13 protein-coding genes, 2 other RNA genes and 1 pseudogene are annotated in these 12,279 nt (G+C 32.8%); 11 read left to right on the forward strand and 5 right to left on the reverse strand.

The features are described from left to right. The first annotated feature begins 572 nt into the window (after positions 1 to 572). Entirely contained in the window at positions 573 to 1,535 is a 963-nt protein-coding gene (locus tag OOK90_RS00105) for a J domain-containing protein (RefSeq protein ID WP_406720127.1), read from the forward strand. On the opposite strand, the gene OOK90_RS00110 is transcribed toward OOK90_RS00105, so the two are convergent. Together OOK90_RS00110 and OOK90_RS00115 are read right to left on the reverse strand one after the other, a co-directional pair. Then, positions 1,503 to 2,792, reverse strand: a complete 1,290-nt coding sequence (locus OOK90_RS00110; RefSeq protein WP_264705909.1) for a bifunctional folylpolyglutamate synthase/dihydrofolate synthase — start codon at positions 2,790 to 2,792, stop codon at positions 1,503 to 1,505. The two genes, OOK90_RS00105 and OOK90_RS00110, sit on opposite strands and share 33 nt — an antisense overlap. After that, positions 2,789 to 3,379: an MlaC/ttg2D family ABC transporter substrate-binding protein gene (locus OOK90_RS00115; RefSeq protein WP_010963011.1), complete on the reverse strand. Its 591-nt coding sequence runs from the start codon at positions 3,377 to 3,379 to the stop codon at positions 2,789 to 2,791. Before OOK90_RS00115 ends, OOK90_RS00110 begins: the two co-directional genes overlap by 4 nt. Positions 3,380 to 3,495: 116 nt before the next feature. Between OOK90_RS00115 and ssrS the strand changes: the two genes are divergently transcribed. The 3 genes from ssrS to OOK90_RS00130 all read left to right on the forward strand — a co-directional run bounded on the left by ssrS (position 3,496) and on the right by OOK90_RS00130 (position 4,896). Next, positions 3,496 to 3,656, forward strand: a non-coding RNA gene (gene ssrS / locus OOK90_RS00120) — 6S RNA. A 19-nt stretch (positions 3,657 to 3,675) separates the two neighbouring features. Further along, positions 3,676 to 4,137: a type II toxin-antitoxin system RatA family toxin gene (locus OOK90_RS00125; protein WP_010963012.1), complete on the forward strand. Its 462-nt coding sequence runs from the start codon at positions 3,676 to 3,678 to the stop codon at positions 4,135 to 4,137. Between the two features lie 54 nt (positions 4,138 to 4,191). Then, positions 4,192 to 4,896, forward strand: a complete 705-nt coding sequence (locus OOK90_RS00130) for a DsbA family protein (RefSeq protein ID WP_038199341.1) — start codon at positions 4,192 to 4,194, stop codon at positions 4,894 to 4,896. Between the two features lie 35 nt (positions 4,897 to 4,931). Here OOK90_RS00130 and OOK90_RS00135 read toward each other — a convergent pair whose 3' ends face one another. Then, positions 4,932 to 5,204: a DUF2671 domain-containing protein gene (locus OOK90_RS00135; RefSeq protein ID WP_264705910.1), complete on the reverse strand. Its 273-nt coding sequence runs from the start codon at positions 5,202 to 5,204 to the stop codon at positions 4,932 to 4,934. Between the two features lie 250 nt (positions 5,205 to 5,454). Here OOK90_RS00135 and OOK90_RS00140 point away from each other — a divergent pair, with 250 nt between their 5' ends. Beyond that, the gene (locus OOK90_RS00140; RefSeq protein ID WP_010081993.1) at positions 5,455 to 6,102 is read left to right on the forward strand and encodes an O-methyltransferase; all 648 of its coding nucleotides are present in this window, start codon (positions 5,455 to 5,457) and stop codon (positions 6,100 to 6,102) included. 1 nt (position 6,103) lies between these two features. Here OOK90_RS00140 and OOK90_RS00145 read toward each other — a convergent pair whose 3' ends face one another. Together OOK90_RS00145 and OOK90_RS06480 are read right to left on the reverse strand one after the other, a co-directional pair. Beyond that, complete coding sequence (locus OOK90_RS00145) at positions 6,104 to 6,757, reverse strand: glutathione S-transferase family protein (RefSeq protein ID WP_010081992.1); 654 nt, start codon at positions 6,755 to 6,757, stop codon at positions 6,104 to 6,106. Between the two features lie 107 nt (positions 6,758 to 6,864). Next, positions 6,865 to 6,981, reverse strand: a pseudogene (locus OOK90_RS06480) (WPE palindromic element domain-containing protein); the annotation flags it as partial. Between the two features lie 232 nt (positions 6,982 to 7,213). Here OOK90_RS06480 and ffs point away from each other — a divergent pair. From ffs to OOK90_RS00180, 6 genes are all read left to right on the forward strand, one after another. Further along, positions 7,214 to 7,313, forward strand: an RNA gene (gene ffs, locus OOK90_RS00155) — signal recognition particle sRNA small type. Between the two features lie 15 nt (positions 7,314 to 7,328). Then, positions 7,329 to 8,930: a DNA polymerase III subunit gamma/tau gene (dnaX, locus tag OOK90_RS00160; protein ID WP_010963016.1), complete on the forward strand. Its 1,602-nt coding sequence runs from the start codon at positions 7,329 to 7,331 to the stop codon at positions 8,928 to 8,930. Between the two features lie 3 nt (positions 8,931 to 8,933). Continuing rightward, positions 8,934 to 9,266, forward strand: coding sequence for a YbaB/EbfC family nucleoid-associated protein (locus OOK90_RS00165; RefSeq protein WP_010963017.1), 333 nt, complete (start codon positions 8,934 to 8,936; stop codon positions 9,264 to 9,266). Positions 9,267 to 9,863: 597 nt separating this feature from the next. Continuing rightward, complete coding sequence (locus tag OOK90_RS00170; protein WP_138264894.1) at positions 9,864 to 10,577, forward strand: P44/Msp2 family outer membrane protein; 714 nt, start codon at positions 9,864 to 9,866, stop codon at positions 10,575 to 10,577. A 318-nt stretch (positions 10,578 to 10,895) separates the two neighbouring features. After that, positions 10,896 to 11,789, forward strand: a complete 894-nt coding sequence (locus OOK90_RS00175) for an RNA polymerase factor sigma-32 (protein ID WP_010963019.1) — start codon at positions 10,896 to 10,898, stop codon at positions 11,787 to 11,789. After that, positions 11,782 to 12,279 carry an invasion associated locus B family protein gene (locus tag OOK90_RS00180; RefSeq protein WP_006279310.1) on the forward strand — a complete coding sequence of 166 codons (498 nt, stop codon included), beginning with the start codon at positions 11,782 to 11,784 and terminating at the stop codon, positions 12,277 to 12,279. Before OOK90_RS00175 ends, OOK90_RS00180 begins: the two co-directional genes overlap by 8 nt.

A 12,279-nucleotide genomic window follows, 5' to 3' on the forward strand; every position in this document is an offset into this window, starting at 1 on the left:
TGCCAAGGTTTTTCTAGTATTTATGTATTATTTCAATGAAAAATATTAACGTTTTCATAAAGTAGATATTTGTTTGCCTTCGTTAGTAACACACTATACTTTAGTGTACGAACGTTGCAATTTGCAGCATAGCAGGTGGTGTCATCCAAGTAGCCAACACTGAAATGACTAAATTCGAAATGGCTACATGAATTTATTGTAAATTACTACCGTATAAGGTGCGATGCAACAAAGCCATTCCAGTGTCAGCTACTTGAATGACACCTCTTAGATGGGTCAGCTACTCAGATCTGCCATGAAAACTGCAACCCTAAATGTTGGAGCACTGTCGTACACTAAGCGCTGTAATGACAATTTTAGTCGCTTCATACACTTATCATGCTAGTCATAACAGAAATAATTTTTACCAAAGATATTTATGAAATAATTGACATAGTTTGGAAATATGTATATTATAGAACATTAATAGTTAGTTAATTTGTAGGTATAATGTGGCTAGAAATGTTTTGAATGAAAATGAGTACCACGCTTTAAAGCAGTTGTTTTTAACATTTAATATTCAAAAGGAGGATGTGGTAAATTCTGACATTAAGAATATTAAGAAAAAGCTTAGTCAACAATACCGTAAATTATCGTTAAAATATCACTCAGATAAAAACCCAAACAATAAAGAAGCGGAGGAGAAATTTAAGGTTATTGCATTAAATAAGCCATTTTTTGAAGAATTTATAATAGAGCCATTGGAGAAAGGTCTCAATAAAAGAAATAATTTAATAAAAGAATTACGCGGTAAGTTGTGGAGTCGCAGTTATGAAGAATTGCAAAAATACTTAGATGATAAGTGCAGAAATAAACTCTATAATAAGCAGCAGTCAATTAACAATAATGTAACTGCTTATGTAAAATATTCTTCTTATTCAAATCTCTTAGGAGTTCTTTTAGTATCCTTCACATCAATTGCATTTTTAATAATTAATGGTATTTCTTCTAATGTACCAATAGCAGTAGGTTTTCTTGCTCCCTTGTTAGCAGGATCTATTTTAAATCTAGCTGTTAAGAGCATTTATACTAGAAATGGGAAAGAGTTTAATCATCAGACTAATATTTTATTATTGTTTAACTTTGACCAAGAATGCGAAAATTTTTCAAAGAGTGATAGGACTAAATTAAAGTGGCTAAAAAATTCAGTTATTTTGAGCAACACAATCTGTACATCTTTAATGTTTTTCGGTATGGGATTAGATTTAGTTGCCAACGGCTTTGGTATAACTAACTCTATGATGTTATCCGGCTTATTACTTTCATTACCATTCACGCTTTTAATTGTTACTTCACCTATTTTAAATGCTGCAAGTAATTATATTCTCAAAAAGACAGCTATAAATTCAATTGAGGAGCAATTTAAAGGTGATGATCAGTTTATAGAAGTCGATAACGAAAAGCCAAGCAGTACTATGAGCAATCAAAGTTATTTCCCCATCGGTCAGTTAATATCATCAAAGTTAGCTATTCTCGATAGCGAAGTCTCTAGCTAGGAACAATGAGCCACAGATTAGTATGGTTTTGACGTTTTGGGTAGAGGCTTTTAATATGTGATTTGATATTGCATCGCCAATTGATTCACATTCAACTGCTTTTATTCCTATGTTATTGGCTTTTTCCCTAATCAAATTTGTATTTGTTGCTTTAGGTTCAGACTTAACACAAACCGCACATAGTAGCTTGATATATGGCTTTAAGTGCTCTAAGAACTCTTCCACATTTCTGTTACTAGTAACACCAAAAACCATATAAATACCTTCAGCAAAATTATCTTTTACCCACTGAGATAGTACTCTAGCACCATCATTATTGTGTGCACCATCTAAAAATAATTGCCAATCTTTCGGTAGTAGGAAAATTAAATTACCTTCTTTTATAGACTCTAGCCGTGCAGGCCAATAAGTGCACTGTAAACCTGAAGTGATATCCTCTTCTCCAATATCAAATTCATACTTTCCACTTAAAATACTACATGCTGCAATAGCATTGCCTGCATTAATCACCTGATGATCACCCTTTAAAGATGGCAAAGGAAATTCTATTGATTGAATAGCTGATTGAAAAACCATTTTGTTGTTCTTTTTTTTGCAATTCCATTCAAGACCTCCTCTATACAAGGGAGATTTCTTATTTATTGCGTGGTGTTCTAGCGTGTTCACTATAGATTTTTCTTGCGGTGCTATTACGCAAGGAACATTAGGTTTCATTATTCCAGCCTTTTCACCTGCTATAATTTCTACAGTAGGGCCAAGATATTCCGTATGATCAAGTGCAATGGAAGTAATTATTGTTAAAATCGGATTATCTATAACATTTGTTGCATCAAGCCTTCCACCCATACCCACTTCAACTAAAGTTATATCGGCTTTATGACGAGAAAAAGCTAAAAAAGCTGCAATAGTTGCAGCTTCAAACAGAGTGATAGGTTGTTCTGCAATTACTGCACGACATTCTTCTAATAAGCTATATAATTCATTATCGTCGATATAGCTGCCGGCTATCACTATCCTCTCATTAAAACTCACTAAATGTGGAGAAGTGTATGCGTGTACCTTATACCCTGCTGCTTGCATTATATATCTTATAAATGCTAGTGTTGAGCCTTTCCCATTAGTTCCAGCTATATGAATTACGGGAGGCACTTTTTTCTCGGGGTTATCTAGTTTGCTAAGAAAGCCTTTTATGCGATCAAGAGAAAAATCATTCGGCCTGCTACCAAGTGGCTTAGGCCAATGAGGCATATATATCATGGATTGTTATTGCATTTTAATTCAGCTATAACGCTTGCTATGCCATGCGTGTCGATTTTTTCACTAAATTGATAACGTTGATTAATAGCAATACTTATTCCACTCATTACAACATCACTTATCAAGAAAGAACTGTTATTTTTAGTAACTTTAAAATCAATATTTGTAAATTCTTCATCACCGTAAGAAAATCTTGTACCAATTAAGCAAGTTTCATCGTCAACTGCTTTTGTACTCATTATGATCATTTCACTATCATGCATGTATTTATATAAAATTTTAACGCACAAACGCGTAAGATACACTTCATACTCTCTTAAAAAATCTTCTTTTTCTTTTTGTTTAACTAAAGCCCAATGTTTTCCTATGACGAATTGCGATATTCCTTTGAGGTTAACATTGTTTTGAATGACCTCCTGAAGCTTTTTTTGCACACATTCCCGGTTTTTTTTATTCTCCTTTGTAGATATACCATCCACTTGTTGCTTCATAGTATGCACAAAAATTTTGTGATCTGTACAATTAGTGTAAGCACTTGAAGAAATTACAATAAAAACAATGATAGTTAAAACTTTAGTAATGTTCATAAGATATATTTATTAGCTATGATACTTAGAATGCAAAGTTTAATAAAGATTAAATAATAATCGCTAGCTTTAATATATCTATAGACACACCTTGTATAAATCATCTACAATTAATTAAGGGTCTGTTCTATGCGTTATGAGTTAAGTTAAATTTCCCGAGCGATAATTTCTAGTCAAGGGAATTGCCTCTGTTAATTTCGTTGAAATTGATACGCGATGCCCACCTTAACTTTAGTCTCAGGAATCTACTAAGGCTGACGGTAGATACGGATCCTATTTTGATTGGTTTAACATTTATGCTTCATCAATACAAAGAACAGGGTGTTTTCCTATGTTTGCCTAATGAAGTATTCCAAATTGTAATTGATGTTGAAAGGTATCCTGATTTTGTTCCTTGGTGCAAAGCCGTTTATATAAAAGAAAAAATTAACAACCAAATGGTTGTGGATCTCCTCGCAGCTTTTCATGGAATTAAAGGTAGATATACATCAGAAGTTACTTCTCTTTCTCCAAGTGGAACAAATGAAGGTTGGATAAAAGCTGTATCATCAAATGGAATATTTAAACATCTATACAATGAATGGCAATTCATTCCCATAGATGAAAATAAAACTATGGTAAAGTTTTATATAGAGTTTAAGTTTAAGTCCAACTCATTTTCCACTTTATTAAACTCAGTATATAAGTATACACAAAGTAAAATAATTGCTGCATTTAAAGATAGGGCTGAAAGCCTTGCTAAACAAAAGTTATCTTGACATTATTAATATAAATGTATAATTTTTTTTAGTAAGTTAAGTGTTTATATTGTAATGATTTTTAGACTATTGTTTTTATTAATTTTCATAAGTGTTAATTCTTATGCAGTTGTTAAGCAAGATTTATCCGATAACCAATACATTCAAAAAAAACCCAATGAAATAACATCAAATGAGCTATTATCGCCATTACCTAATGATAAATTATTAGGAGATCCAAAAGCACCAATTCTAATGATAGAATATGCTTCATTAACTTGTTATCACTGCTCTCTTTTTCATAGGAATGTTTTTCCTAAAATTAAAGAGAAATATATAGACACAGGTAAGATGTTATATATATTTCGTCATTTTCCTTTGGATTACAGAGGGCTAAAGGCTGCAATGCTAAGTCATTGCTACGAAAAACAAGAAGACTACTTTAATTTTAACAAAGCTGTTTTTAACTCAATAGATTCGTGGAATTACTACAATTTAAGTGATTTGACTTTACTACAAAGAATTGCTGCACTAAGCAACTTAAAGCAAGATGCATTTAACCAATGCATTAATGATAAGAAAATAATGGATAAAATCGTAAATGATAAATCACTGGCAATTAATAAACTTGGTATCACAGCCACTCCAATATTTTTCATCAAGCTTAACGATGATAAATCATATATAGAGCATAATAAAGTTAAACATGGAGGGTATAAAGAGCTGAAATATTTCACTAATGTGATAGATAAATTATATGGAAAAGCTATAGTGAAGTAATACCACTGTAGCTTACCATATAAAAGACTCTATGCTTAGTCATTGTTTTTCACTACTGTTTGTTGTTTTTTACGCTCAAACTCTCTTTTTTTACTGTGCCAAGTGTAGTAATACATAGCGATTTTATTCTCTATTAATACTATTGTCCCATCATAAAACTGAACCATATCCATAACTTTTCTCTGAGCTTCATCAAAACGTTCTTTATACTTTTCACGATAAGCTGGATTATGTAGTAACATAACCCCTTCATTCTTGTTAGATTTTTTGTTTAACGTTTCAACTTCACCAGCAATAGTATAAGACATATAACCCCCTCTAATTGATTATAAAAATTATATTTTAAAAAGAGAAATGCGCATAAACAATCCCTTTAATTCTAGCATAATAATCGACTGTTTATTATACTAGTTAACTATAGTACGATATATAATAATTTTTGTCACTTAAAATTTTATACTATGAAATAATAACTTAAAATAAATGTTTTTATTATTTTAAACTATATTATTATATTTATAAATTGTGTATGAATTAAGTCTCCCTAATTTATAATATATGCGTAATAATTTTAGTATAAAATTGTCATACATAAGAAATCTATTTGCAAAAGAATATAAAAAAATAGAAGAATATTGTATTCTTGAAAAAAAGCAACATATTCAAATTGGCCCTGAAGAAGGAAAGCTATTAAGTTTATTTATAAAAATCCAAAAAATCAAAAGTATTGTTGAGATTGGCACGTTATACGGTTACTCGTCGATTTGCATGGCAAAAGCTCTACTAAAAGACGGTCATATATATACAATAGAAAATAATCCTCAACACTCAAGAATAGCAAAAAAAAATTTTAGTGCTTTTAATCTAAGTGATAAAATTACTCTAATAGAAGGCGATGCACTGGAAAAAATTAATGAATTATCAGCAAAAGCACCATTTGACATGATATTTATTGATGCTGACAAAAGTAGTTATCCTAAGTATTTAGATTGGGCAGAGTCATACATTAAACAAGATGGGCTAATCGTTGCAGATAACACTCTACTGTTTAACACAGTATTTTTAGAATCGCCTCCAAAAGAAGTATCAGAAAAATCATGGCATGCCATGAGGGAGTTTAATAATAGATTATCAGATGAAAAAAAATATTTCTCTATATTGATTCCAACTGATGAAGGAATGACTGTAGCTTTAAAGCTAACATAAGTTAAAAATCAAGGTCAGCATAATGTTTAGGAGGGATTAAACCAGAAATCCTCTCTAATAATATCTCACGAAAACAAGGCTTTGATTTAACAATGGAGTACCATTCTTTTAAAATTTTACTTTTTTCCCATGGAAAACTACTTACATAATCCATTACGGAAATATGCGATGCTAAAGTAATATCAGCTAAAGTGAACTTATCAGTTGCAAGCCAAACGTTCTTGTTAATTAAGTGTTCGGTGTATTCCATATGGCAAGGCAGGTTATGCTGAGCTGCATGAAGAAATCTAGAGTCAGGGCTGCGGTTAGTAATTACTTTTTCATTCATAATATACTTAGTAACTTCATTGTAAAATTTGTTATCGAACCAATTGATTAGAGCGCGTATTTTAGACTTAATAATAGTGGATGAACCAAGTAATTTGACGTCGCTATTGTAAGTCTCTTCTATATATTCACAAATGGCATTACTATCCGCTATTACAAAGTTATTATCTATTAACACTGGTACTTGCCCGGTTGGATTGATCTCCATAAATTCATTCCGCTTTTCCCACGGATTTTCATACACTAGATCACAGCCTAATTTTTTTTCTTTTAGAAAAGCTCTAACTTTTCGTGAAAATGGACAAAGAGGAAAATGATATAAAATCATAATGTTCCTCTTTTGTTATACCAATATCCTTTTTTTGTTACTCTATGGCTTGACCTACAACTGTACGAACTTTCTTTGTAGTCCACAGAAGTTTGCGTAGCAGGTAGTGTCATGCAAGTAGCTGACACTGGAATCCAGTTCTTGTTATACAATTGCCTAGTGCGCTCATTTACAGTTAAGTTTTCTGGATCCAAGTAGTCAAGCACTGGGATGACATCCTTTTCGGTAAAAATTGCTCTTATATCACAACATTCATACAGCTGTATGCCTAGGCACTGGGATGACATAAATAAGCGCTGAAATGACATAAATAAACATTGGAGTGACAATCTTGTAGTGACTTGCATGACAACTAACTTTTTGTTTACTTCAAAATAGCACTGTAAAAAATTTAACATATCAAATTATAGAGCTAATATAGGATATACCTTGCTAAATAAAAAAAAAAGTATAATATTTTATAAGGTATGCAGGCAAAAACTCTGTAATTTGGTCAGATCAGAAATGAAGCAGCCATATCAGAACCTTTTTGGGTTGCATACCTATTTCATTATTTGTTTTATCCGAGGCTATGAATATAGCATTAAAACATCGTCCTAGTAGCTTCAAAGATCTAGTAGGTCAAGATATATTAGTGCGTGTATTAGAAAATGCTTTTATTTTAAACAAAATCCCACAATCTATACTGCTCTCTGGTAGTAGTGGAGTTGGTAAAACCACCACTGCAAGGATAATAGCTTTATGTTTGAATTGTTCCCTGGGGCCAATTTTTGAACCTTGCGGATCATGTGAAAATTGTCTAGCAATAAAAAATTCAAGCCATCCAGATGTAATTGAAATCGATGCAGCAAGTCACACTAGCATTGACGATATTAAAGTAATCCTGGGAGATATTTGCTATTCACCTATAAGCTCTAAATTCAAAGTCTACATTATAGATGAAGTACACATGCTATCTAGCAGTGCATTTAACGCATTACTTAAAACCCTAGAAGAGCCACCATCTAGTGTAAAGTTCATTTTAGCAACTACGGAAATAAAAAAGATACCAATAACTATTATTGCACGTTGTCAAAGATTTGATTTACACAACATTCCTGTAGCTAAAATAGTGGAACGTTTAAATGATGTTGCACAAAAAGAGAGTTATTCCATTGAAAAGGGAGCATTAGAATTAATTGCACGACACTCTGGAAATTCAATGCGTAACGCCTTGTTTTTGATGAATCAAGCAGTGCTATATAGCAAAGATGGTGCAATATCCACTAAAAATGTGACAGACATACTTGGCCTAGTGGATAAAGATATTATATTCGATCTATTAGGGGCAATATTAGAAGGTGATTTACAGAAAGCTCTATCAGTGTTTGACAAGGCGGTAAAAACAGCAAACCCACTTAGTATTTTTGAAGGTCTATTGCAAACAATTCAGTTAGTATGCCGTTTTTTGATTACAAAAGAGATTGATAATGCAGTTACAGAGCATGAAAAGAATAGGATAAAAGATTTAAGTATAAAGAGATCTTTAATATTTTTTTCGAGATTGTGGAAGATGTTGCTTAAAGGTATTCAAGATATAAAAACTTCAACATGCAACGATGTTGCTGCTGAAATGATGTTAATTAGCCTCTGTTATCTTTCTGATCTGCCTTCTCCGGAACAGGTGATCAAAAAAGTTCTTTCGCAGAATGTAGAGCAAGGAAATAGACAGGGCAGACCTGTTGCACCTTCCCCCTCTGTCATCCAAGTAGCTGACTACTCGGATCCAAAAAAATATGTGGAAAGTAAACAACAACCCCACTCTGTCATCCCAGTGCGTGACACTGGGATCCATGTGGAAAATAAACAACAAAATTACGATTTTGATAAGATTTTGCAACTATTAAGGCGAAGTAACCAAATTTATCTTTACAAACAACTGTGTAATAATCTACAATTAATAGATTGTAAACCTGGATATTTAAAATTAAAAGCTGTATCTAAGTTGGATAGTAATTTTTGCAATGATTTAAAAAATTACTTAAACCAGGTGACTCAGCAAGAGTGGGTTGTTGCAGTTGATACAGGTTATATAAACAGGGAAGTGAGTAATTTAAATTATGCACCTGCAGTTAAGGATATCCTTGACACGTTTAAAGGTGCAAAAGTAGTTAATATAGAAAATAAGGAGTAAGTTGTGGATTTTAGTCAAATAATGAAACAAGCGCAAGAGATGCAAAAAAAGCTTGCAGAAGCTCAAGAAAAATATGTTGGAAAAGAGTTTCAAGGTATTTCTGGTGGTGGCAAAGTTTCTGTATTAGTGGAAGTCATAAAAATAGGTAGCTATAAAGCTAAAAAGGTGAACATAGACTTAGAACTTATGAGAAATGAGGAAAAAGATATAGTAGAGGATTTAGTAACAGCAGCGTTTAATGATGCCGTTAAAAAAGCAGAAGAAGATATGGCGAATGCAACTTCTGATCTTGCAGGTATGATGGGTTTACCATCTGGGTTTAAACTTCCTTTTTGAATTTACTACTGAAGTTTCTTTTAGTGTAAGTATTTTTTTTCTAATATTCCCAACGCTAGTACTTCTTCATATAATGTACCTATACTAGCATAGCCCTACGTCATACCGTGATTCATTCCACAACTGTACAAACATTGCAATATGGCACATAGTAAACGATGTCATTCCAGTCTGGAATCCAGCCTTGCCGTAATCTCATCAAGAACATTGTGTTTTAACATAAAACGGCTACTTTTATGCTTACCAACTTAATAAAATTCCTGGATCCCAGACTGGGATGACAAGAAGATGGTACTTGGATAAGAGGCATTGCCCTCCTGGTAGGCCCAAATTGCAATGTTCGTACAGTTGTGGATTTCTCATCCGCTAACAAGCAGCGGAATGACGAGGTCTTTCGATAGTAAATCTTACCTGTGTTAGCTATACCAAAAAATCAAGAGTAAAAAAGTCGTATTTATTCATTAATAAAATCTTTGTCTTCTCCTAAAAATTAGTTAAAATGTAGAATATTTTGTGTTATTAAGTTAGCACTTGACTTAACTTTAGTTGTTACTTAGACTGCTAAAGTGGAATTTTAATTTTTTTACGAGGACAATTATGCATTATAAAAAGTTTTTTTCAGCAGCCGCTTTAGCAACGTTGCTAAGTTTATCAAACTCTGCTTTTTCAGATCCTGTTGGTCCAATAAGTGATGAAGAAACTAGCTACTACGTTCGTTTGCAATACAACGGTGAATTTTTACCTCTTTTCACAAAAGTTGATGGTATTACCTATAAGAAAGACAAGAGTGATTACAGTCCATTAAAACCATCTTTTATAGCTGGTGGTGGTGCATTTGGTTACAAAATGGACGACATCAGGGTTGATGTTGAAGGAGTTTATTCATACCTAAACAAAAATGATGTTAAAGATGTAACATTTGACCCAGCAAATACTATTGCAGACAGTGTAACAGCAATTTCAGGATTAGTGAACGTGTATTACGATATAGCAATTGAAGATATGCCTATCACTCCATACATTGGTGTTGGTGTTGGTGCAGCGTATATTAGCACTCCTTTGGAACCCGCTGTGAATGATCAAAAAAGTAAATTTGGTTTTGCTGGTCAAGTAAAAGCTGGTGTTAGTTATGATGTAACTCCAGAAGTCAAACTTTATGCTGGAGCTCGTTATTTCGGTTCTTATGGTGCTAATTTTGATGGAAAAAAAACAGATCCTAAAGATTCAACCAGACAGGTTACTGATGCAGGCGCATACAAAGTTCTTTACAGCACTGTTGGTGCAGAAGCTGGAGTAGCGTTTAATTTCTAGTCTATCTCAGTCTTGTTATCCCAGTGAGTTTTTTCTTGCCATCTAAGTGGCATGACACTGGGATCTAGAAAAAAGAAATGTGGATTCCAGTGTCAAGGCACTGGAATAACACTATTTGCTATGTGTTTAAGCTATGACGTTTACCATTGTACTGGTAGAATATCATCTAAGGTTACATAATGTTATCCAATTAGCTAACACTGCGGCCTACTGTCTCCAAGAAATTAGATGGAAAATTTGTACTTTTTTCAAATCAAAGCTTGAATTTTTGCTGGAAAATCAATATATTATATGCATGAAGTTTTGATTTAAGTTGTTATGTTGACCTCAATGGCAAACTTATGTGTCGATAGCAGAACCAATCTCATGCAATATATTGCTAGGGTGCAAAAATTTCCTATGCTGTCTCAAGAGGAAGAGGTACGATTAGCAAAAAATTGGAACCAATATAAGGATGTTTCTTCTGCTCATAAATTGATTACCAGCCATTTGAATTTGGTAGTGAAAATTGCAATGAAATTCAAAAATTATGGGCTATTGTTGATGGACCTGGTTATGGAAGGAAATATGGGTTTAATGCACGCAGTGAAAAAGTTTAATCCTGATTTAGGGTTTCGTTTTTCAACTTATGCAGTGTGGTGGATTGAAGCTTCAATAAAAGACTTTATATTGAAATCTTGGTCGTTTGTGAAAATAGGTACAACGCAAGCACAAAGAAGATTGTTTTTTAGTTTACGTAAAATAAAAAAAAGAATTTTACAGTATACAAACAGGGAAACTTTAAATAATGAAGAAATAAAAGCAATATCTAATGAGCTTTCTGTATCCGAAGGAGACGTTCTGCAGATGAATTACCGTATGGCTTGTAAGGATCAGTCGCTAAACGATTGCATAAAAATAGGTGATGACTCTAAAAGGGAGTTGCAAGATATGATCCCATGTAACTTGGTCAGTCAAGAAGTAACCTATCAGAATCATGAAGAAAAAGAATTAAAAGAAACAATTTTAAACAATGCACTAGCGAGTCTCAACGAAAGGGCAAGAGATATTTTTATCAGTAGATATTTGTCTGAAAACATTCAAACTCTGGATGAACTTAGTAAAAAATATTGTGTTTCAAGAGAAAGAATAAGGCAGTTGGCTGAGCAGGCGATGGCTAAGGTAAAACAATATATACAATCTGAAAGTTTGAAATTTGGTTTGCATGCGTAGTTTTTTTATATTTCTAATATTTTTTTCGATAGGCGCTTTTGCATCGGTTAGTGATGTACAATTGAAGGAAAAATATAAAGATTGGCTCGTGTATACTGCATTGGAAGATGGAGAGAAAGTATGTTATATTGTATCCTATCCTAAAAAAAAAAGCGAATATTATACAACCAATCGCAAGCCGTATGTAATGGTTAGTTATGTTGATAAAAAAGCAGATGAGGTAAGCGTTACCTCTGGTTTTCAGTATGATAAGGAGCCTGTAGCTCTCAATATCGACAAAAAAATTAAATATACACTGCCCATAATACAGGGAAGTTTTGCGTGGGCAGAGCATACAAAAATAGATCAAGATCTCATTCTAAAAATGAAGCAGGGATTATCAATGGTAGTTAATGGAAAAACAAAAACAGTGACCATTGATGATACTTATTCCCTACTTGGTTTTCAAAAAGCGTATCAAAAAATGCATGATTTATGCCATACAAAGTAA

It is taken from the genome of Wolbachia endosymbiont (group A) of Ancistrocerus nigricornis, assembly GCF_947250785.1.
GTDB lineage: Bacteria > Pseudomonadota > Alphaproteobacteria > Rickettsiales > Anaplasmataceae > Wolbachia > Wolbachia pipientis.